Source organism: Shewanella denitrificans OS217 (genome assembly GCF_000013765.1).
GTDB classification, from domain to species: Bacteria; Pseudomonadota; Gammaproteobacteria; order Enterobacterales; family Shewanellaceae; genus Shewanella; species Shewanella denitrificans.
This window is the reverse complement of the sequence record NC_007954.1, coordinates 414,213-436,312: the sequence shown is the minus strand read 5'-3', so window position 1 is coordinate 436,312 and position 22,100 is coordinate 414,213. Positions and strand designations below refer to the sequence as shown.

Annotated in this window: 16 protein-coding genes and 2 pseudogenes; 15 read left to right on the top strand and 3 right to left on the bottom strand. The window is 45.0% G+C overall.

All coding sequences use genetic code 11. The annotated features are described in order from the left end of the window. Positions 1-9 precede the first annotated feature (9 nt). The 9 genes from SDEN_RS02020 to SDEN_RS01980 all read left to right on the top strand — a co-directional run bounded on the left by SDEN_RS02020 (position 10) and on the right by SDEN_RS01980 (position 10,125). Entirely contained in the window at positions 10-1,416 is a 1,407-nt protein-coding gene (locus SDEN_RS02020; protein ID WP_011494843.1) for a TolC family outer membrane protein, read from the top strand. Next, complete coding sequence (locus tag SDEN_RS02015) at positions 1,413-2,018, top strand: OmpA family protein (protein WP_011494842.1); 606 nt, start codon at positions 1,413-1,415, stop codon at positions 2,016-2,018. The genes SDEN_RS02020 and SDEN_RS02015 overlap by 4 nt, the downstream gene beginning before the upstream one ends. A gap of 177 nt (positions 2,019-2,195) precedes the next feature. Then, a complete protein-coding gene (locus tag SDEN_RS02010; RefSeq protein ID WP_232279944.1) occupies positions 2,196-2,876 on the top strand; it encodes a transglutaminase-like cysteine peptidase in 681 nt (226 codons plus the stop codon). Positions 2,877-2,884: 8 nt separating this feature from the next. Further along, a complete protein-coding gene (locus tag SDEN_RS02005; protein ID WP_011494840.1) occupies positions 2,885-4,807 on the top strand; it encodes a bifunctional diguanylate cyclase/phosphodiesterase in 1,923 nt (640 codons plus the stop codon). 376 nt (positions 4,808-5,183) lie between these two features. Next, positions 5,184-5,609, top strand: coding sequence for an organic hydroperoxide resistance protein (locus SDEN_RS02000; protein ID WP_011494839.1), 426 nt, complete (start codon positions 5,184-5,186; stop codon positions 5,607-5,609). Positions 5,610-5,795: 186 nt separating this feature from the next. Continuing rightward, complete coding sequence (locus SDEN_RS01995) at positions 5,796-6,479, top strand: hypothetical protein (RefSeq protein ID WP_011494838.1); 684 nt, start codon at positions 5,796-5,798, stop codon at positions 6,477-6,479. Continuing rightward, positions 6,479-8,767, top strand: a complete 2,289-nt coding sequence (locus SDEN_RS01990) for a bifunctional diguanylate cyclase/phosphodiesterase (protein ID WP_011494837.1) — start codon at positions 6,479-6,481, stop codon at positions 8,765-8,767. The genes SDEN_RS01995 and SDEN_RS01990 overlap by 1 nt, the downstream gene beginning before the upstream one ends. 99 nt (positions 8,768-8,866) lie before the next feature. Further along, positions 8,867-9,649, top strand: coding sequence for a DUF3034 family protein (locus tag SDEN_RS01985; protein ID WP_232279943.1), 783 nt, complete (start codon positions 8,867-8,869; stop codon positions 9,647-9,649). Beyond that, positions 9,646-10,125, top strand: coding sequence for a group I truncated hemoglobin (locus SDEN_RS01980; protein WP_011494835.1), 480 nt, complete (start codon positions 9,646-9,648; stop codon positions 10,123-10,125). The genes SDEN_RS01985 and SDEN_RS01980 overlap by 4 nt, the downstream gene beginning before the upstream one ends. Positions 10,126-10,213: 88 nt before the next feature. Here SDEN_RS01980 and SDEN_RS01975 read toward each other — a convergent pair whose 3' ends face one another. Then, positions 10,214-10,708, bottom strand: coding sequence for an NYN domain-containing protein (locus SDEN_RS01975; RefSeq protein WP_083759674.1), 495 nt, complete (start codon positions 10,706-10,708; stop codon positions 10,214-10,216). A gap of 331 nt (positions 10,709-11,039) precedes the next feature. Between SDEN_RS01975 and SDEN_RS01970 the strand changes: the two genes are divergently transcribed. From SDEN_RS01970 to SDEN_RS01960, 3 genes are all read left to right on the top strand, one after another. Then, the gene (locus SDEN_RS01970) at positions 11,040-13,787 is read left to right on the top strand and encodes an aryl-sulfate sulfotransferase (protein WP_011494833.1); all 2,748 of its coding nucleotides are present in this window, start codon (positions 11,040-11,042) and stop codon (positions 13,785-13,787) included. Between the two features lie 164 nt (positions 13,788-13,951). Beyond that, positions 13,952-14,725: a hypothetical protein gene (locus SDEN_RS01965; RefSeq protein ID WP_198134623.1), complete on the top strand. Its 774-nt coding sequence runs from the start codon at positions 13,952-13,954 to the stop codon at positions 14,723-14,725. Between the two features lie 104 nt (positions 14,726-14,829). Further along, on the top strand, positions 14,830-16,140 hold the full coding sequence (locus tag SDEN_RS01960; RefSeq protein ID WP_011494831.1) for a glycerol-3-phosphate dehydrogenase/oxidase: 1,311 nt from the start codon (positions 14,830-14,832) through the stop codon (positions 16,138-16,140). Positions 16,141-16,214: 74 nt separating this feature from the next. Here SDEN_RS01960 and SDEN_RS01955 read toward each other — a convergent pair whose 3' ends face one another. After that, positions 16,215-18,038, bottom strand: a complete 1,824-nt coding sequence (locus SDEN_RS01955; RefSeq protein ID WP_041405638.1) for a monovalent cation:proton antiporter-2 (CPA2) family protein — start codon at positions 18,036-18,038, stop codon at positions 16,215-16,217. A 323-nt stretch (positions 18,039-18,361) separates the two neighbouring features. Here SDEN_RS01955 and SDEN_RS01950 point away from each other — a divergent pair, with 323 nt between their 5' ends. Both SDEN_RS01950 and SDEN_RS20025 read left to right on the top strand, forming a co-directional pair. Next, positions 18,362-18,865 carry an AlbA family DNA-binding domain-containing protein gene (locus SDEN_RS01950; RefSeq protein WP_011494829.1) on the top strand — a complete coding sequence of 168 codons (504 nt, stop codon included), beginning with the start codon at positions 18,362-18,364 and terminating at the stop codon, positions 18,863-18,865. A 371-nt stretch (positions 18,866-19,236) separates the two neighbouring features. Then, positions 19,237-20,279 (top strand): annotated as a pseudogene (locus SDEN_RS20025) (IS3-like element ISSde8 family transposase); the annotation flags it as partial. Between the two features lie 25 nt (positions 20,280-20,304). Here the strand turns inward: SDEN_RS20025 and SDEN_RS01940 are convergent. After that, positions 20,305-21,507, bottom strand: a complete 1,203-nt coding sequence (locus SDEN_RS01940) for an IS256-like element ISSde5 family transposase (protein ID WP_011494826.1) — start codon at positions 21,505-21,507, stop codon at positions 20,305-20,307. Between the two features lie 54 nt (positions 21,508-21,561). Between SDEN_RS01940 and SDEN_RS20440 the strand changes: the two are divergent. Then, a pseudogene (locus SDEN_RS20440) lies at positions 21,562-21,696 on the top strand (IS3 family transposase); the annotation flags it as partial. Positions 21,697-22,100 lie beyond the last annotated feature (404 nt).

Below are 22,100 nucleotides of genomic sequence, written 5' to 3'. Positions count from 1 at the left end.
GTTTTTTACATGAACAAATACACACATACTGGTCTTAAATTAACAGCAGTAGCCCTGGCTGTTATGCTGTCATCGGCAGCACAAGCACAAACGCTTGAGCAAGCGGTTGCCCATACTTTGGATACTAATCCAGAGTTACGCATTGCCTTTAACCGCTTTAAAGCCCGAGAAGAGCAAGTTAATCAAGCTTACGCGGGTTATATGCCAACTGTAGATGTTTCTGGCGGCTACGGCTGGGAACAAACTGACAGCGTATCAACACGACGTAAAGCAGGGCAAGGGGATGTCGATTCTGACGGTAAAATCGACCTTGAACGCGGCGAACTTGGCGTCAGCATCAAGCAAATGCTGTTCGATGGTTTCTATACCAGCAGCGAAGTCGATCGCTACTCCTATGAAGCCAGTTCGGATCAGTGGGCTTTATTTGCCGCTGCTGAAGATATTGCATTGGAAGTGAGTAAGGTCTACCTAAAATTTATTCACACAGAGCAAGTGCTTACTCTTGCAGAGAAAAACTTGCAAAGCCATAAAGACATCTATGATCAAATTAAACAAAGAACCGACTCTGGCTTAGGTTCTATTGCAGATTTATCGCAGATATCGGGCCGTTTAGCGCGAGCCAATGCCAATGTAATTTCAGCCAAAAACAACATGTTTGATGCTAAGGCACAATTTGTTCGTATCGCTGCCGCTGCCCCTGAAAACCTAATCATGCCAGTACCGGATGCAGACATGTTACCTGCAGATATGGGCTTGAGCCTTAAAATGGCCCAAGATAACCACCCTATCCTTAAGTCTGCTGCCAGTGACATTGGTGCAGCAAAACATGAGCGTGAGTCAGCCCAAGCTAACTATTACCCTAAAGTAACGTTAGAGCTAAACGGTGGTTGGAATAACAACACCAATGGTGAAGACGGTTATAGTGCTTTCAATAGCCAAAACGTCAATGGTTACACCAATGACTTAGCCGCCATGGTTCGAGTGAAATATAACTTGTTTGCCGGTGGTAAAGATTTAGCTCGCGAGAAAGAAACCGCATACAAGATCAATGAAGCGAAAGAAATCCGTGAACGTGCTCATCGTCAAGTCATTGAAGGGGTCAATTTAGCCTGGAATGCCTATGAATTACTGGCACCACAAAAGCAGTACATACGCGATCATGTTGTTGCAGCCAAAGATACCCAAGTGGCTTATTCACAGCAATTTAACTTAGGTCAACGTACCCTGCTCGATTTACTCGATACTGAAAACGAGTTATTCGAAGCCCGTAAAGACTATTTACAAGCAGAATATGATGAAACTGTTGCCCAGTATCGTGTACTTAATGCGACTGGACAGCTATTGGAATCTTTACGTGTCACTCGCCCATCGGTATGGCAGGGAGAGCGTCACTATGAAGGAGGAGTAGGCGAATGAATAAATTACTAGTATTACTCATGCTTGCACTAAGCACAGGCTGCTCGATGAATGATATCAGTTCGATGGACAGCCCTACAGAGCAAAAATTTGATCTCAACGATCAAGACAGAGACGGTGTCATAGTCGCCCGTGAACGCTGCCCAGAAACGTTATCGGGGGCCACTATTAGCAACTATGGTTGTGGCCAAATTAAGCCAATTCATGAACGCCAGGAGCTTAAAATCTTGTTCCCAACTAACTCTTATGTTCTGGACCCGCAGTATTACGGCCAGATAGAGCTAATTGCCAACATGATGAAGCAATACCCAAACACTAACGTAACCATTGAAGGTCACTGCAGTAAAAAGGGAAGTTATGAGTTAAATATGGCGCTGTCACACAATAGAGCTAATGCGGTAACGCAAGTATTAACGAGCCAATTTGGCATAGCGCCAAGCCGATTAAACGCTATTGGGTATAGCTTTGATAGGCCAGTCGATATGAGCGACACTGAAGAAGCCCATAGACGTAATCGTCGTGTGATTGCCGAAATCAGTGGTGAGGATACCGCTGCCGACCTGAAGTGGAATATTTACACAGTAGATAAGCAAGTAAACTAATCTGGCCCTGCTGTTTCGTTAACAAGGAAATAGCCGTTATACTTGCGACGAAAGGCATTTGCTTTATGTCTCAGCCCTGCTGAATATAAACAAATGCCTGTTCGTCATTTAGACGCCAGATAATAAACAAAGGGCAGGGAATTATTGGTCTTATTTACCAAGCTGAAAACTAAATCTTTGAGTAGGAGAGCTTGTCAGATATCTCTGCTGACATCGGTTCTATTAGGTTCATACCTATATGCATCTCCCACTCAGGAATTAAATTCCGCAAAAATTATTTCCACCTTGACTGCACATTATGGTGAAAGAGCAGGTTTGCGTGCTAAGGCTTGGTTTCAGGTGTTAAGCAAAGCCGAACATGTCGACGAACAAGAAAAGCTAAAGATGGTAAATCAGTTTTTCAATTTATTTCGATTCGTAGAAGATAAAACCCTATGGGGAGATTCAAATTACTGGGCTACCCCGATGGAATTTATCGGTGTAAACGGTGGAGACTGTGAAGACTTCTCCATTGCTAAATATTTCACCCTGTTACAACTGGGCGTAAGTGAAGATAAATTGCGTATTACTATGGTAAAAGCAACCACTATGAATCAATACCATATGGTACTGGCTTATTACCCCACGCCAAGTTCGATACCTCTGGTATTAGATAACCTTGATCGTGAAATAAAACCCGCAACTCAGCGTAATGACTTATTACCTGTATACAGTTTCAACGGTAAACAGCTCTGGCTAAACAAAGAAAAAGGCCGTGGCGTTTTAGCAGGTTCTTCATCTCGATTAAAGAAATGGAATGACCTAAAACACAGGTTAGGTGTCGATAGACTGCGCCAACCAAAATTAAAAATGGAGTAGTGACAAAGATGACCCTGTTCCGTCAGATCTATGCGTTATTGTTCGGCCTTTTCTTGTTAACGATAACAAGTGTCGCCTATGTACAATTCCACGAAACGCAAAATTTTCTAGTTCAACAAATGGACTCAGATCTAAATAATGCCAGTAATTCGCTAGGATTAATGTTAGTCCCGGTGCTCGAGTCCGGTGATGCTGTCGGTGCCGAAACCTTGGTTAACGTTATTTTTGAGGGCGGATATTATCAACAAATTAAGCTCACTTGGCTTGTCGATGGTAAACAACAAGTTTGGAATAACGCCATTCGAGTTGAAAACGTGCCACAGTGGTTTATTGATCTTGAGATTTTTAGCACTATCACCAAACAAAGCACTATCACCTCAGGCTGGCTACAGCTTGCCGAAATAGAAATTACTGCTCACCCAGGCTTTGGTTACCACGAGCTGTGGCGCATTATTACCAATACCATCATGGTGTTTGCAGTACTGTTCTTAATTGCCATCTTATTAGCCCGTGTGGGACTCACATTAATTCTAAAACCTTTGCACAACCTCTCTGAACACGCTCAGAGAATCGCTAAGCGTCAGTTTGGGCCTGACATGCCAACTCCTAAGACTGAAGAGCTTAAAGAGCTTGTGCGGGCTTTTAACAGCATGTCATCTCAGTTAAAACAAGTATTCAATTCACTGGATGAAGAAGTCTCAGCATTAAGAAAAAAGAATTTAGTAGACCAAGTCTCCAACCTGCCAAATCGTCAGTATATGGTCAGTCGCTTAAATGGCTGGTTAACTGAACCCAGTGGTGGTGCACTCTTCCTAGCAAAATTTGATTGGCTAGAAGAAGTCCATAGCAAATATGGATATCAAGTCAGAGATGAAACTATTCATCTGTTAGCTCAAAAAATGGAACAACATTTACAAGAAATAGCCCCATCAGTTATCGCGCGTATTGCTGCGTATGAATTCGCTTTTCTCGTTGAAGATGTTGAACACGATCAGCTCAATAAATACTTACAAACGCTGATACGCACCTTAAACAAAGAAATATCTAAAGCCGGATGCAAGCCCAACGAAGGCTTCGCCTTGGGTGTGGCTGAACGATTTGGTCAAATGAAAGTTGCTGATATTATGGCTCAAGCAGACAACGCCTTGCAAAAAGCCCTATTAGAAAACAAAGTCTTCCATTGGTTTGAGACCTCACAACAACAACTCTTTAGCAGAGAAGAATGGCGAGATAACCTTACCTTAGCCATCAGCGAGAAACAATTTCAATTCAGATGGCAACCCATTCAATTTTGTGACAATCAGCAAATCAGTCAGCGTGAACTTTATTGTCAGCTCCAGTTAGGTGACAAACTACTCCACGCAGGCCAGTTTATGCCTTATATTGAACTGCTTTCTTTAGGCTCTCTGCTCGACAAGTGCCTCATTGAAAAGGTCGCTGAGTCTAAGTTATTAGAGAGAAATTATGAATCCGTTGCCATCAATTTAACCCATAACAGTATAGGTGATACTGACTTCCATCTATGGTTGAAGCAGGTATTACGCTCAACACCTCATGTGGAAAGGATGTGCTTCGAAATCCCAGAAGCCAGTGTATACAGCGATCTGGATGCCTGTGAAAAACTGTGCAGTATTATCAGAGACAGTGGTGCCCATTTTGGTATAGACCACTTTGGCAGACAATTTGGCTCTATGGCTTATTTACAGAGTTTACGTCCAAGCTATGTAAAATTAGATCAGTCTTTCGCGTATATAGACGACAACCAGCACAACAGTGAATTATGCCGCGCCTTGGTTAACGTCGCTAAAGGATTAGACATACAAGTGATAGTTACAGGTATTCAAGAAGAAGATCAGCTTGAACGTTTCAGAACCTTACGACTAGACGCTTACCAAGGTTTTATTGCACCGCCTGTCAATATTAAATCCTAGTCTTCAAAATTAAATATCTAAAACGCCAATTTTCTTAGCTAATTGGCGTTTTTTTACACCTAAATTTAAACCTATTACAGCTATATTGATGCGCTTACATGGGCCTATTTAACCTCAACTAGGATAAGAAACTGAATTAATCGCCCTCTTTGTAATCAGAACTTTCGACCAAGAAGGAACCAATCATGCAGAGGGATTATGGATAATTTAGTGGTTGTATTTTGTGATGTCGATGATTTTTGTGCTGTATTTATTCCTCACACTATGCAGTTATTTTTTCTAGTATGCATTTGTTGCTTATTAAAGTGATGAAACTTAACTCTGCTATGTTTTATCTGGCCTATACATGATTAATCTTGAACACTAGGAGCAGCAAATGGAACTTATCTATACCGCACAAGCTAAAACAACCGGTGGCCGTGAAGGTCGCTCAGTATCTTCAGATAACAAACTCGATATACAGCTAAGCACGCCGAAAGAATTAGGCGGCGCAGGTGGCTCGGGTACGAATCCTGAGCAACTGTTTGCCGCAGGTTATTCGGCCTGTTTTATTGGCGCGATGAAATTTGTCGCAGGGCAAGATAAAATCAACCTACCGACAGATTTGAGTGTCACCGCCGATGTCGGCATTGGTGGTAACACTAAGGGCGTGGGGTTTGCCATCGCAGTCGTGCTCAACATTAGCCTGCCCTCTATGGATCCCGATGCGGCTAAAGCCTTAGTCGATAAAGCCCATCAGGTTTGCCCCTACTCGAACGCGACCCGTGGCAATATAGACGTAGAGTTAATCATCAGCCACTAACTAATGAGTGATTGCACTTTAGAGAGCAATTTTAGATAAGCCAGGCCAAGAGCCTGGCTTTTTATATTTATTGATAGCTTGGGTAGCCTATTCTGGCTGATGAGTGCTAATCTTGTCGGTGTATTTTGAATTTATTGTCTTTTTTATATCACACAGCTTATTAGAGCGAACTTTTTGAGGTAACCCATGCCCATCAAAGCCGTATTATTTTGCGTTATTTTCATCTTGGGCATATCTGCAACGCCTCTGATAGCTGCAAGCTTGGAGATTAAGGTGACAGATAGCCAGCAACTGGCGATTTCTGATGCTGTCATCGAATTATTTCCCGCACAAATATCAGCAGGACAATTATCGACAGTAACTAAGCCATCAGCAGCAAAAGCTTTTGAGATGTTCCAAAAGAACCGGACGTTTGTTCCCTTTGTATTAGCTGTTCCTAAAGGCACTCACGTCGATTTCCCCAATCTTGACCGCACGCGCCACCATGTTTATTCCTTCTCGGAAGCAAAACCCTTTGAACTTAAGCTCTATATAGGCAAGACGGAATCGCCTGTTCTTTTCGACAACCCAGGTTTGGTTGCGCTAGGCTGTAATATTCACGATTATATGCAGGCCTTCATTTATGTGGCCGAAAGCCCTTTCGTTGCCGTCACAGATGAAAATGGCGAGCTAACCTTTGACGATTTACCCCAAGGCCAGTATCAAGTAAAAATTTGGCATCCGTGGCAAACCACTGTCATGCCGCTGTCTGAGCTTAAGATCAGTACAGAGCAAGCCAAATTAGCGATTAATTTGGCGATAGAGCATCAAGCTAAACCTTCAGCCCCTGCGGCAGGGTTTGGCACACAAACCAATCTTAAAGGTCCTTAATGCTAACCAGTTTTCGAGCCCGTTTAATTATTACTTTGTTGCTGGTATTGACCTTAGTGCAACTTATCACCGCAGTGGCAGTGCTCACGGCCACTCGCGAAGATAACCTTTTGCAACAGCAAAAAAGTTTGGATATTGGTGTCAACGTTTTTAATGAAGTACTTAGTAATCGTGGTAATCAGCTTAATCAAAGCTTATCCGTGCTCAGTGCTGACTTTGGATTTAAGCGCGCCATCGCCACAGGAGAGCAAGAGACAATATCATCTGTGCTAGCCAATCATGGCACTCGGATTGGCGCCCATGCGGCGGTAATATTATCCCCCAAAGGCGCACTATTAAGCTCAAGTCTTGCCGACCTCAAACAAGCAGATATCGACGCCTTATTTGAAATGTCGGCTAATAAAGGTAAGGGCTTGAATATCTTAAGCCTAGAAAATCAAAGCTATCAATTTGTGTTGCAGCCAGTTAAAGCCCCAACACTGATTGCTTGGGTCGGGATGGGCTTCTTGCTCGACAACAAAGTGGCGCAGCAGGCTAAGGCCATTACAGGTATCGACATCAGTTTTGTTAATCAAACCGAAAATAGCCTCAAGCTAGTTTCAACCTTGGCTAAAGCCGATAGTCAAAGCCTGTTATCCAAGGTCAATATTAACAGTTTGCTGAATCGCCCCTCCCTCTCCTTGCCAGACGATCATCTGTCTACTGCGATTGCCTTAGATCCCCGTCATGACAAGCTTTGGGCTGTCTTGCATCAATCTAATGCCAAATGGCAGCAAAGTTACCTGCAATTGCGCAATACCTTGATGCTGATTTTTGCCTTCACCTTAGCCTTTGCCTTGATAATTGCCACTTGGCTTGCCACAGGACTCAGCACCCCGCTTGAACGCTTGGTCCGCTATGCCAGAAAAATCGGCCAAGGCCAAACACCTGAACGCATCCAAGGTGCCCCCACTGAGTTACAAGCCTTGGCAGACAGTTTAGTGCTGATGCGTGAAGACATAGAGGCGCGTGAGAAAGACTTATTGTTTCAGTCTCAACACGATGATCTCACTGGGCTTCTCAACCGCTTTTCAGTCAAACGCCAGCTGGCGGAGCAACAAGAGTGCTTAAGCGGTAGCTTGATCTTGCTCGATATTAAGCGCTTTCGCCATATCAACGACATCATAGGCTTCAACAATGCCGATCGTTTGCTGGTATTGTTTGCCCAGCGCTTAACTCAATTAACCCCAAGCCCTGCTCGAATCGCACGATTAGATGGGGATGCTTTCCTATTGCATTACCCAAGCCCGATGGAAATTGAACTCTTGCATCTGGCACTTAATAGCCTAGAAGCGCCTTTTTCCATCGATGGCTCAAAGATTTCAATGGAAGTCAGGGCGGGTTTGGTTTCCATTGCGGCCAACGGCTACGACATAGATATACTCATTCGCCGCGGCGAAATAGCGCTCAATCAGGCGCGGGCTGAAGATGTGCGCATTCTGAGTTATCGCCAAGGCTCGGATGAGCAATATCAAAGAGAGCTCAAGATTATTCGCGACCTCCCCCTTGGACTTAAATCAAACCAGCTTTATTTAGTGTTCCAGCCTAAGGTCACGCTAGCATCAAACCAGTGCGCCGCAGCAGAAGCCCTGATCCGCTGGCAGCACCCGGAATTGGGCTTTATTGCCCCAGATGAGTTTATTCGTTTGGCCGAAAACTCAGGCAATATCAACATGGTCAGCCAATGGGTCGTCAATGAGTCCATAAAGCAGCTGGCTGCCTGGCAACAACAAGGGATAATACTGAAACTTGCCATTAACTTATCTGCCCACGACTTAAGTAATAAAGCACTTCCCAGCCAAATCGCCACTCAACTGAATGCTCAGGGCCTAGCTTATGACGCATTAAGCATAGAGGTGACCGAAGGCGCTGTGATGAAAGATCCAGACGCCGTGATTGCGGTACTGCAAGATTTTCGTGATATTGGCATCTCGATTGCGATAGATGATTTTGGTACGGGTCACTCATCCCTGGCCTATTTAAAGCTACTGCCCGTTGATGAGGTCAAAATTGATCGTAGTTTCGTCAAAGACATGTTCATCAACAAGCAAGATGCCATGATAGTTGAGACCAGCATTCAATTGATCCATGGTTTAGGCATGAGCGTGGTGGCCGAAGGGGTCGAAGAGCAAGAAACCGTTGAGTTACTCAAAGCAATTAATTGCGACATCATTCAAGGTTATGTATTTTCAAAACCGTTAAAAAATGAAGACTTTTCACTTTGGTTTCATGATTTTAATCAAGTTTAGGCGACGACTATGTTTAACTCCTCATACCTAACATCAGCCATTCCCCCTTTGCACATCAGAGGTTTGTTACTGCTAACTTGTGTATTGGCTAATAGCGCCATGGCCGATACCAGCCGCGTTATCGCCACAGGCGGTGCCACAACAATAGAAGGCAGCGCCGGCGGCGGACTGGTACCTTGGGCTGTGATCAACGGTTACAACAGTAGCGATGAATGGTCGGCAAGCGCCATGGCCACTCATGTGCAATTGAATGATTTTAGTTTGAATGTCACAGGAGCCAGCCTGAGTTTTGATAATAGCGTCGAGCTCAGTGTGGCAAGGCAAACCTTCAACCTCGATACCCTAGGTGGTGAATTAGCCCAAGATATCATAGGGCTTAAGTATAAAATTGCCGGTGAGCTGCTCTACACTCAACTGCCGCAATTGAGTATCGGCGTGCAATACAAACGCCTAGATGACTTCACTCTGCCAAGCTTAGTCGGCGCCAAGGATGACTGGGGCTTTGATGTGTATTTGGCGGCCACTCAGCTTTATTTCGATGCGCTAGCGGGACATAATCTCTTGCTCAACGGCACAGTGCGCGCCACCAAAGCCAACGAGTTGGGCCTATTGGGGTTTGGCAGCCAGACTAATGATGATTATCAGCTGGTTATCGAGGTTTCGGCAGCACTACTGCTTAGGGATGACCTTGCCCTAGGGGTTGAATATCGTCAGAAGCCCAACCAACTGGATTTTGCCCGCGAAGATGATTGGCAAGATGTGTTTATCGCCTGGTTTATCAATAAACACCTTTCTGTCACTGCCGCTTATACTCAGTTAGGATCAATTGCGGGTTTTGATGACCAACAAGGTTGGTATTTATCCTTTGAGGGCACCCTATGACCTCCGCTAACCCCAAAATACTACTCATGCTCAGCTGCATGCTATTACAGGCCTGTGTTTCGTCGTCAACAGGGGTAGGCAATACTGTGAACAAAATAGATAGTGCCGAAACAGCTAAAGACTCAAGCCTGTATTCGGCCCTAGGCAAGCAAGGGGGAATTGCCGCCATCGTCGACGGCCTCTTAGCTGGGATAGCGGCAGATCAGCGCATAGTACAGCATTTTAGGGACACGGATATCACCCTGTTTCGTCAGCGGTTGATTGAATACCTGTGTTTAGTCACGGATGGCGGCTGCGTCTACCTAGGTGAGTCCATGGCCGAAAGCCATCAAGGGCTTGGGATCACTCAGGCACATTTTGACGCCTTAGTGGGCCACCTTATCCATTCCATGAAGCAGCAGTCGGTGCCTCTAGGTACTCGTAATGCATTACTTAAACGGCTTGCATCCAAGTATGAGGACATTAGCTATCGATAATGTGGCAGGGCAGCGCTTGCTTGCTCTCGAAATCGCTAAATAGAACTCACAGCTGATGGCTTAAAAGCTCACCTTAAGGCTCATATTGTTACAAAAGCCAACTGGCATCTATGGGGTGAAATTGCCCCGCTGAATCCATTAAGGATTTAGCCGTTAAACTGGGCACCCCATAGACCTGCGTGTCTACCCCGTGTTTTTGGTAGATTTTAACTAGCAAACGATCAAAATCACCATCTCCGGACAATAGAATCACAGTATTCACATCTGCTGCCGCCTCCATCACATCGATAGTAATACCCACATCCCAATCACCTTTGGCCGAGCCATCGGCGCGCTGAATAAAGGGCTTAAGCTTGACCTCAAAACCTATGTGTTTGAGCGCATCTTGAAACTTAAGCTGGCCGTCATCCCCCTTATGTATGGCATAAGCCACCGCTTGCACTATTTCGCCTTGCTGGCTCACCAGTTGCCATAATTTTCGGTAATTAAACTGCCGACCATAGGCTTCACGGCAGGTGTAATAGATGTTTTGCACATCCACAAAAAGGGCTATTTTTTTCGATTTTGCTTCGGGCAATGAAATGGCCAAGGGAATATCCAATAGGTAAGTGCAGCTGCCATTAACAGCCACGAAATAAGCCAATATAGCACAGCCCTTCCATGATTTGTGTTACTAGAAAGCTGTAATCGACGATTAAATTACCACATAAAAACAGATAACTAGACCAATAAATGACACTTCTTGACACTTCATAAACCTTCTTTACTTTTGTGATGTTAAAGCTGGGCTAACATAAGCCTATCCTAAAATTAACGGCTCCCATCCCAATCAATCACGCCTTGCCAAAGCACATCACAAAAACTAATAACAAGCGCTCACATCAGCCCTTATAACCGCCCTTTTGCAGCAATGAATGAGTACCCAGCTTATGAAAAATACCGACAACAAACCACAGCCTCACCTAAGATTGACGCCGCTTACGCCTCCTTTAACACCAATAAAACGCACTAGCGCTCTGGCAGTCATAGTCAGCAGTTTATTGTTATCAGCGTGCGGAGGTGGCGATGATGCAACGCCAAGCGAGCCAGTCACAACACCTGTGGTGCCTAGCGTGATAAGTGCCAGCCTCAGCGCCACCAGCCAAGGGAGTGAAACTGGACCAACGCACATGATCTTTACCGTGAGCTTAACTGAAGCCAATAATAGCGGCGCCGCTATTAGCTTCAATTTAACGACGGATGCCAGCAGCACCGCAAAACAAGGCGAAGACTATCAAGCTTTTGACTCTGTTTTAGCTATTCCAGTTGGAGAAACTAACGCTAGCCTGACTATTAACGTGATTGACGACAGCGACATCGAGGCCTTAGAAACCTTAACCCTTAAGGCTAGTAGCGCAGTAAGCAATTCTGCCAGCCTCAGTGTCAGTCAAGATACAGCCACTGCAACCATTACCGATAATGATAGCCAAGGGAGCGACCCAAGTTACAGTCAAAATCTCACCCCAAGCAGTAACAACTTAAGATTTACCGCCAACATAGTGACCCAAGCTGACACCCAAGTGCAGATGCAATTTAGCACCCAAGGCATGCCTGTAAAGCTCACCCCTTTAAGTCCACTTGGTAACACTCACGACTTCAACCTTTACGGTTTGCGCCCTGAAACCCAGTACCAAGTCAGCGGTCTCATTCACTTAAGCACGGGTGACATAGTGCAAACTCAAGCGCAGACAATCACCACTGGCGCTCTGCCTGCTGGTTTACCCACAGTGCAACTTATCAGTCAAAATACGACCACCAGCGCAGGTGGCTTAACGTTCTTATCATCCACTGACGCAGAGACTGCAAGGTTTTTTGCCGTCGATGAAACTGGCGCCGTTGTTTGGTACCTCGATGATGACAGCATCAATATGTCAGCAGCGCCCACGATTAAATCCTTAGGACAGGGACAACTGCTACTGTTACTGAGCCGTGAAGCCAGGATCATAGACATGACAGGGGCGACCATCAGCAGTTTTAGCTTGCCTGCCTATCACCACGATGCTCTGCTACTGCCTAATGGCAACCTACTTGCCTTAGTTGTCCAAACTCGTACTGTGAATGGTAAAAGTTTAAAAGGCGATGAAATTATAGAAGTTAACCCGACTGGAGATATTATCTGGCGCTGGTCAAGCTTAGATCACTTAGATACCTCAAGATTTCCCGGTGCATTATCCCAAAGGGTTTTAGATAACGGTGATATCGATTGGAGCCATTCTAACGCCTTAGCTTACTTAGGACATGACGATAGTATTTTACTATCGAGTCGCTCCCAGAGCTGGGTGGTCAACATAGATAAAGCCAGCGGGAATATTGTGTGGATTTTTGGTGATAACACCGGCGCTAATAGCACCTTGCAGGACAAGTTTTTCACTTTGGAGTCTGGCAGTTGGCAGGCCAATCAGCATGCGCCTATGTTTACCTCTGTAGGGGACTTACTGATATACGATAATCGCAATGAAGCTGCACTGCCTGGAGCGAGCAACAATAGTCGTGCAGTCAAGTACAGCTTGAATACTCACCTTAAACAAGCCACTCAAATTTGGGAAGCCATAGCACCAAAATACACATCATCATTGGGTGATGTAGACGAATTAAGTAATGGCAATGTGATGTACACCTCTGGTGGACCAGGCAGCAATAGCGATACTCATATCGTCGAAGTATCCAGTGATGCTAGTGCACAAACCCTATGGGAAATAAAGCTTGCTGATACGTCTGTGTATCGCGCCGAGCGTTTGAGCTGGGATGAGTTTTTACTCAGCTCAGTGCAAACTTCTACACCAAGCACAGACCCTATTTTGAACCCAAAAATAGACACAGTGAATTGCCAAGAAGCGAAGCAATTTGTCGACACTAATAACAGTGCGAACTACATAGATTATGATATGGATGGCCGCACCAATGCCGATGTCTATGGCAGCGAACACGCGCCATCACTTGGCGTAAGCTGTGACAGCGACACCTTGTACATAGACACCAATGGCGCCACTAATTTTGACTGGGTCAATCTAGGTCAGGGCAATGGCGGGCCTCAGGCAAATAATTATCATTGGGTCATTCCTCGTAACCCTGAACTCACCACAGAGCAAGTCGCCATTCCTCTACTTGGCCCTGTTGCCGTCACTGTGACTGGAATTCAAATCTTTGGTCCCAATGAGAATGGCGCCGATAACTTTGCCGACCCTGTGACCGATGGCCTACTTAACTATTGCGGTGGTCACACCCGAGACTATCACTTTCACGAACGGGCAAAATGTTTCTTCGAATATCCCACCTTAGGGGGCGCCAGTTCATTATTAGCGCCACAAACCGCCGGTGTGGTATTGGGCTATGCCTTCGACGGTTTTCCTATCATGTCGCCTTGGGAATGCACAGACTCAAGCTGCACCAGTGTTGTCCAAGTCAACAGCAGTTACCGCTACACAGGTAGCGGGGATTACAGCAATGAAAATGCTTGGCAGAACCATGTGTATGAAGCGAGTCTCAGTCCTTTGGATCAATGCAATGGCATGATGAGGCCTGACGGTAGTTACGCCTATTATGCCACTGAAACTTGGCCCTATTATTTAAGCTGTTATCGCGGCCCGACGCACTTGGTCGGTGAAAATAATCCCAGAGGTTAAGCTGAAAATAGCCGGCTCTTGATGTAGAGCCGACAATCTTGACCTTTATAACGCCAAGTAAACAGGCAACTTTAGAATAAAAAAAGGCACCACAGATGATAACTCTCAACACGCTGCGCTCCAGTTGTTTTTCAAAACTTAAACTAGCTATAGCATTGATTTTATTGCTTTTAACAAACTTAGCGTTTGCCCATGGAGATGAAGCACTTGAGGTGATTGATTTAAGGCCCGTGAAAGTGAATTTTCATTTAAAAGCCTTAGCGACTGACTGGTTTACCCCTCAAGGCGATACTCAAGGTAAGCGTAAAAGCATCACTTTTAGTAAGGCATATTTAGCCTCTTTCAGCCTCAATTTAGTCCCCTGTTTAGTACAACAAAAGCCGCTACTCACCAATATTGACGCAGGATTTTTTCATGCCATATTCCCCAAAGCTTATGCCAATCATGGCGTTCGATTTGACATGCCAACGCAAATTCCCTTAATGCTAGGGCAAGATCTGAGTCAAGACTCGGATCAATTTGTGGGCGAATTTATGCTTCCCATTGGCCGCTATTGTGAAATCAACTACACCATGGCGCACATTACCTCAACAGCGCAGCAGCCAGCAATGACGCCTTATTCATTGTACCTAGCAGGTGAGTATCACCAATCAAGCACCACAAACGAGCGCCATCATTTAGACCACAAACAAGCCATTGAGATCAGCGCTCGCTATGCCTACGGTCAAAATGTTCCAGTAGATTTTGAAGTCACAGCCACCACAAAGTACACTCACGATGCTAACTTAACCATTACCCTAGCACCAGAAGCAGCGTTTACAGCGGCATTAAGCGCCAATAACTTAGCCAAAGCAGAACATTTAATCGCAAGAGGGTTACTGCTTGCAATTCCAAAGCAACTCAAGGCTAGCTACACGGAAGCGCCAAAAACTCAGTGATCTTTAATATCAAGGTCGCCAAACTTCTGCTAGCACACTGGTTAAATTTCCTGCTAGAGTGATCTAATCTGCTTAATGTTTATTAACAAAATCAGGGTTCTAGTATGGGTTCTAGTGTCGATGGTGGGGAATCGTTTGATCTGGTCATCATAGGTGGCGGCATCACAGGTGTCGCCATAGCTCAATTTGCTCGGGCAGCCGGTTACAGTGTCTGCCTGCTGGAGCAAGCAGAGATAGGCGCTCAGACTTCTGCCAACTCAAGTAAGCTCATTCATGGTGGGCTGCGCTATTTAGAATCCGGACAATTAGGCCTAGTTTACAAATCCTTAGCCAATAGGCGCACGCTACTCTCGCTCGCCCCTAATCTTGTCAAACCCATACCCTTCACCATACCTGTGTACCAAGACAGCCAGCGGCCTCCTTGGCTAATCCGTTTAGGATTGAGCCTGTATTGGCTGCTCAGTGGTTTCTCTGAGTTAGGCCGCTTCCGTACCATTCCACCATCGCAATGGGCTAATCTTGGCGGGATAAAACAGCAAGGGCTTAAGGCCGTATTCCAGTATTGGGATGCACAAACCCATGACAAAAAGCTCACTCAAGCCGTTGCCAGCAGCGCTATAACGTTGGGCGCTAAACTTCTCACCCAGGCCAAATGTACCCAGTTAACCCATCAGGGTATGGATGCCCCCCAAGGTTGTCATTGGTTAGTGCGCTATCAGTTAAAGCCTGAGCAATTAAAACAGGCTCAGCGACATAAGAGTCAGTTGCAAGCAGACGGCCAGGATTACTCAGAGAAACAGTACACACTGGCTGCCCGTATGGTGATTAATGCTGCAGGTCCTTGGGTCAATGAGGTGCTATCATCTCAGTCAACAACAAATAGCCTCACGCCGCTCGCCATAGATTGGGTTCAGGGCAGCCACCTAGTTCTGGACATTCCTGCGCCCGAAGGGATTTTTTATTTGGAATCACATCTGGATAAACGGGTGATTTTTGTTATGCCCTGGGAGGGCAACACCTTAGTTGGCACCACAGAAACCTTGCGATCCTCTTTGCAGACACCCATAACGCCACAAGCCGATGAAATTGATTATCTATTGCAAATTTATCAGCATTATTTTCCTAAACGCCATAGCCTCGAGCAGCTCAACAGTTTAATTATTGGTCATTTTTGTGGCGTTAGGGTCTTACCTAAGGCGAAAGGAAAACTCTTTAATCGCTCACGAGACACCCTCATTGTGCCAGGAACCTTAGGGGTGGACGGCTTTGAACCAAGATTACTGAGTATCTATGGCGGCAAACTCACCACCTTTAGGGATACGGCCAAGCAAGTGCTGGCCGACATACGCAAACAACTGGGTAGCAGAGACGTCATCGCCGATGTGGACGCCATCTCTTTAGGCGATGAGCCTTAAGCGAATGCCATGCTGCTAGGCTTAAGCCCTAGGTCATCTCCCCATTAATAAAACCTAAAATTGCCATTCATAACTTAGCAGTCGCCGCCTTTACAGGTATTGAGTCGCTCTTGGGCCGCCTTGTCTTTCGCCAGCACTTGTTTTAAGTCTTCCATCCGCTGACGCACTGCCACACCATAGGTATGATCGTCTCCCCACAGGGCGGCAAGCTCATGCAAAGAGGCATTATCATGCTGACTAAAGAGATCGCCAGCGCGCTCTGCCACTGTGCTTGAGTTCCCTAGCAAGGTTAAGGCTTCGATGCCAAGATTCACCGCAGAGTCGAACGTTTCACGCTTAAAGCTGGTCACGCCTAAGCGCAGGTATTGATAGGCGTGTCGCCTGTCGATAGCCCGGGCGACTATCTTAAGTTGAGGGTAGTGTTTGTGGGCAAGCTCGACGATTTCCAGTGCTTTATCGGGTGCATCTATGGCAATCACTAATAGTTGAGCATCTTTAGCCCCAGCGGCTTCCAGCAAGTCTTTTCTAGCCGCATCGCCATAAAAAACCTTATTACCAAAGCGGCGCAACATGTCAATTTGACTGGGGCTGTGATCTAAAATAGAGAGATGATACCCCTGAGCCGATAACAGGCGCCCCACCACTTGGCCAAAGCGGCCGTAGCCAGCAATAATGACACTGTTTGTCGCTTCAATTTCATTGTCATACTCAGGATTTTCCGGTGTTTTCTTTACTAACAAACGCTCATAAAACATCAGCAATAAGGGGGCGCACAACATGGATATGGTGACCACTAAGGTCACGACTTTGGTTTGCTCTAAGGTTAAAATCTCTAAGTTTTGCGTCAAGGACAAGAGCACAAAGGCAAACTCCCCCCCCTGAGCTAACGCTAAAGTAAACAGTAACTTCTGCTCGCCTTGCATCTTAAATCCCTGTGCCAACACAAATAACACTAGCGCTTTAACCAGCAATAAACCTAACACTAATCCGAGGACCAACAAGGACTGTTCTAACAGTAACGGGAAGTCAATCGAGGCGCCGACTGTGATAAAAAACAACCCTAGCAGCAAGCCTTTAAAGGGTTCAATATCCACTTCTAATTCGTGGCGAAATTCGCTTTCGGCCAATACCACACCAGCAAGAAAGGTTCCAAGCGCTGGCGACAATCCAATTTTTTGCATGATAACCGCAATCGCCACCACTAAGAACAGGGCTGAAATAGTGAAAATCTCCCTCAGGTGAGTCTCGGCAATATAGCGAAACAAAGGTGCACTCACATACCGGCCAGCGAGAATAATAGTGCCGATGACCCCCAAAGAAATCATCACCTGCAGGTAGCTTGGGAGGTGGGCTATCATATTGCCATGATCGGCTTGGGCGGCATTGATATCGGTGAACGCCAATAGGGGGATCAAGGCTAAAATGGGGATCACTGCGATGTCTTGAAATAACAAGACTGAGAAGGCATTTTGCCCCGCATCTTGTTTTATCCAGCCTTTCTCGGTCAAAGTTTGTAACACTATGGCAGTGGATGACAGCGACAACATCAGCCCTATGGCCAGCGCAGTTTGCCATTGAAGCTCAAACAAATAAAACCCGATGGCGAATATTAATCCAGCGCTGAGTAGCACCTGCAAGCCACCTAGCCCTATGATGGAATGCCTCAGCTTCCAGAGTCTTGAAGGTTGCAGTTCAAGGCCCACTAAAAATAGCATCATCACCACGCCAAATTCGGCAAAGTGCATCACATCTGTCTGTTCACCTACCAAGCCTAACAGGAAAGGACCGATGAGGATCCCAGCTAACAAGTAGCCAAGGACAGAACCTAAGCCTAATCGTTTAGCTACTGGGACTGCGACTATGGCCGCCGCGAGATAAATTACCGCCATTTCTAACATCATCAAATCCTTTATCTTAATTCTTTAAGCATTCAAATGTATCTGTTTACTGCAATATAAATCAACCGCTTACCACTGTGATTTATAGGATAGAATCCTATCATAGAGATTAATACCAATCGCATCGACTAATCTTATTTATTATCTGGTTATGCAGTGGGTGCGTCTTAACCCCTAATGTGAACACCACAAATACAATGCCATGCTAAGGATAAGCCTTAACTTAAGATGATGCATTTGGCCTTTATGACTCATGAACTTGCTGAGTCATTTTATTTCTCATATGCTCAATCTATCGGCTCACTCATTCAAAGGCAGCCTAGATGACCATGCTTACCTTCGCATTAGATGATATTAATCACTTACAAGAATCGGCTCAGGTTGAGTTTAAATTGGCCGGCGGCCGTGATGGCACAGGCCAGTTACCTGAAGATATGTGGGAAACCTACAGCGCATTCGCTAATACTTTAGGCGGTGAGATCATTCTTGGGGTGCGTGAAGACAAGGGCGAATTCACCATTGAGGGCATAATCAATCCTATGCCCATGCTGAGTGAAATTTGGGAAATCCTTAACAACCCGACCAAGATAAGCCACAACATACTGGCGCCAACTGATGTACAAATCATTGAAATTATGTCAAAAAAACTTATTCGCCTTCATATCCCTGCAGTAGATAAAAGCCTAAGGCCCATCTATCTTGGCCAAGATCCATTTTCTGGCAGCTATTTCAGAGTAGGAGATGCCGACATGCGCGCCAGTCATGAACAAGTGAAACAAATGCGCCAGCGTTCAGGCATAGACTTAACCTTAACTAAACGCTGCTGATATGATAAAAATTTTATTTTTATCATGGCCTTACAGCAATGATAGCATTATCCCTATGTCATTGATTATATGATCTAATGGCGATACAACATTTACAGTCTTTTAAGCATGGCAACTTTATCAGACAAAGTAATACTCGCCCTCTCTAAACAAAATAAAATGATAACGAGAAGATCCGCCTATTAGCCGTAGCTACCTTCCTGCAAATTAATAATCGTTCAGAAGTCGCCAGACGCTTTAAAAAAACTGCAATCTAATACCAATCGTATTAATTATCTGGTCATTCAGCGGGAGTTCAAAGGGGTGTAATGGTCTAATGAAACTGGAGTGATTTTCAGCTTAAAATACACAAAATCTTATCGGTATTAAACATGACCAGAAAAAGCGCAGTCCATATCAGCCCTCTTCAAAAATTAGAATATGCCAAGCTGATGGTCGAACAGGGTTACACGAACAAGCAAATTGAAGATATGTCAGGTGCCGGTAAATCTGCGGTGTCTAGATGGAAAGTGCAGTATCAAGCTGAATTAGCCGGTGAAACCCCAGAAAATGCCAAAGCATTAACTGAAGACCAACGAAGAATACAGCTTCTAGAAGCCCAACTAAAACAAGCCATGAGGGATAATGATATCTTAAAAAAGGCTGCAGCTTTCTTCATTCGAGACAATCAAAACTTAAAATGATGCGCGAAGTAAAGAAAGCAAACCCCGAGTTTAAAGTGAATGAGTTATGTCGCGCCTTCGAAATAAGTTGCAGTAGTTTCTATTACAAACCAATACCGTTAAGTATTAATAAACAGTCAGTTATGCAGTTGGTTGAGGAAGTTTTCACTGATTCTTACTCTACTTATGGCAAACGAAGAATACAGGCTGAACTACTTGATTTAGATTGTAGAGTAGGTGTTTACGCTATTTCTACGGTCATGAAAAACTTGGGGCTAAGGGCGATTAGGCCAAAGAAAAAGCATTACTATCCTAACCAAGGTGAGGAGCAAGTTTACGCCCCTAATTTGCTTAGACGACAGTTTAATCCTACGACTTATAATACTCACTGGGTTGGTGATATTACCTATATAAAATCACATCAAGGCTGGAGTTATTTAGCCTGTGTGCTTGATTTAGGAACCAAAGAGATCGTTGGGTATGCTTTATCAAGTCAACCCAATGCAGCATTAGCGACAGCGGCCTTAAATAACGCGATACAACGTAAGAGGCCCAATACACAGGCATTGATGTTTCACTCCGACCAGGGCTGTCAGTACTCAGCCAAAGTGTTTAGAGAGCGGCTAAAACACTTAGGTATCGAGCAAAGCATGAGTCGTAGAGGCAATTGCTGGGATAATGCGGTGATGGAACGATTTTTTAGGAGTTTAAAGACTGAAAGATTAAACCAGTTGGCATTTATAAAGAGGGCGTTCGAAATTCTGTGTCAGGTTAAGTTTAAATTTCTAGCACGCTGTCTAAACGCCCTTCAAAATAAATCGCTAACTGAGATAAACAAAGGCTCCAATTGTGAATGGGCATTGTCCATTTATTCGAGGCGTTCAATATGCCAGCATAAAGTAGCTTCAACAAGCTATTTTCATTAGGAAAAGCCCCTTTAGTTTTGGTTAACTTCCTAAATTGACGGTGTACCGCTTCCACCGCATTCGTGGTGTAAATTACTTTTCTGATGTGCTCTGGATACTTAAAATAGTGCGATAAATTGTGCCACTTACGGCGCCAAGAATTAATAACAAGTGGATAAGCCTCGCCCCATTTCGCTTCTAGTTCATCTAACGCTAGCTCCGCCGCTTCCTTGCTCACCGCGCGATAAACACACTTTAAATCGGCCATGAACGCCTTCTGGTTTTTCGAGGCGACGTACTTCATTGAGTTGCGAATTTGGTGAATGACGCACAACTGCGTCTCTGTATTCGGGAAGATACTGGCGATGGCTTCAGGAAACCCCGTCAGGCCATCAACACAGGCGATAAGGATGTCTTTTACGCCGCGATTATTAAGATCGGTCAGCACAGATAACCAGTAATTAGCCCCTTCATTTTCAGATAAATGCAGGCCGAGTATTTCTTTTTTTCCTTGCATATTAAGGGCTAGCAGGGTGTACACCGCTTTGCTGATGTAACGGCCATCTTCTTTGACTTTGTAATGTATCGCATCGAGCCAGACAATCGGGTAGTGGCTGTCGAGTGGGCGCTGTTGCCAGGCTTTAAGCTCAGGAATGAGCTTGTCAGTTATGGCGTTAATGGTCACGCTGGAAACATTAATGCCGTACATTTCCTCGACGTGCTGATTGATGTCACGGTAGCTCATGCCCATGCTGAACATCGACAGCACTTTGCGGTCGATTTCATCGGTGAGCGTGGTTTGGTTCTTCTTGATGAGCTGAGGTTCGAAGGAGCCATTTCTATCGCGAGGCGTTTCTAGCTCAAAGCTGCCTGACAGGTGCTTAATCGTTTTAGCCGTTTTACCATTCTTGCGGTTAGGTTGCTCATCATGAGCCAAGTGCTGCTCAAGTTCGGCTTGAAGCGCCGCTTCGGTAAGTTGTTTAATCAAGGGGCCAAGAATACTGTCTTTGCCTGTGAGGTTTTTACCCGCTTGAAGATCTTTAAGGGCTTGTTCAAAGTTAAAAGGTTGAGTCATGTGTCATTCCTGTTTTTGTACAGTTTACTGAAATGACACAGAATTATGAACACTACCTTTATAAATCACAGCGCAGTAGTGAGCGTGGTTGAGCAATATATTCAGTTCTACAATTACAAACGCAGACATTCGGCAATAGATTATAAGACGCCACATCAAAAATATAATGAGTTAAAAAAAGCGGCTTAAAATCTCTCCAGAAAAACTTGACCATTACAATAGTGGTGCTATGTCAAAAGTCTTCAACGCAGAGAAACCCCCTTTGAAACCCGCCCTTCGGGAGCGTCTCAAGCGTTCCACTTCATTGTTGCATTCCTGTGCAAGAATGAGGTTTGAAAGGGAACAACCCTTACTGCATTAATGCGCCTTGAATTGAAAAGCTTGAGGCGCTCTGATAGATCACATAATTAATGTGATTGGTATAAAGCCAGCGATATACTCCTGTCTATCTTCCTTATGATCGCGTTGATATTTGATTTTAAGATGGATGAGGCAGCATTAAAAGCAAATGTCGATAGCTACAGGCAATGATCTGATCCTTGATGGTGCTGGTTGGTATACGCAGGACCTAGCCGAAGTTAACGATATTGTTG

Coding starts and splice junctions, on each gene's coding strand:
- SDEN_RS01985 (WP_232279943.1), top strand. CDS start 8,867: ATGGCCGATACCAGCCGCGTTATCGCCACAGGCGGTGCCACAACAATA.
- SDEN_RS02000 (WP_011494839.1), top strand. CDS start 5,184: ATGGAACTTATCTATACCGCACAAGCTAAAACAACCGGTGGCCGTGAA.
- SDEN_RS02020 (WP_011494843.1), top strand. CDS start 10: ATGAACAAATACACACATACTGGTCTTAAATTAACAGCAGTAGCCCTG.
- SDEN_RS01950 (WP_011494829.1), top strand. CDS start 18,362: ATGACCATGCTTACCTTCGCATTAGATGATATTAATCACTTACAAGAA.
- SDEN_RS01940 (WP_011494826.1), bottom strand. CDS start 21,507: ATGACTCAACCTTTTAACTTTGAACAAGCCCTTAAAGATCTTCAAGCG.
- SDEN_RS01980 (WP_011494835.1), top strand. CDS start 9,646: ATGACCTCCGCTAACCCCAAAATACTACTCATGCTCAGCTGCATGCTA.
- SDEN_RS01955 (WP_041405638.1), bottom strand. CDS start 18,038: ATGTTAGAAATGGCGGTAATTTATCTCGCGGCGGCCATAGTCGCAGTC.
- SDEN_RS01960 (WP_011494831.1), top strand. CDS start 14,830: ATGGGTTCTAGTGTCGATGGTGGGGAATCGTTTGATCTGGTCATCATA.
- SDEN_RS02015 (WP_011494842.1), top strand. CDS start 1,413: ATGAATAAATTACTAGTATTACTCATGCTTGCACTAAGCACAGGCTGC.
- SDEN_RS02005 (WP_011494840.1), top strand. CDS start 2,885: ATGACCCTGTTCCGTCAGATCTATGCGTTATTGTTCGGCCTTTTCTTG.
- SDEN_RS01970 (WP_011494833.1), top strand. CDS start 11,040: ATGAGTACCCAGCTTATGAAAAATACCGACAACAAACCACAGCCTCAC.
- SDEN_RS01995 (WP_011494838.1), top strand. CDS start 5,796: ATGCCCATCAAAGCCGTATTATTTTGCGTTATTTTCATCTTGGGCATA.
- SDEN_RS01990 (WP_011494837.1), top strand. CDS start 6,479: ATGCTAACCAGTTTTCGAGCCCGTTTAATTATTACTTTGTTGCTGGTA.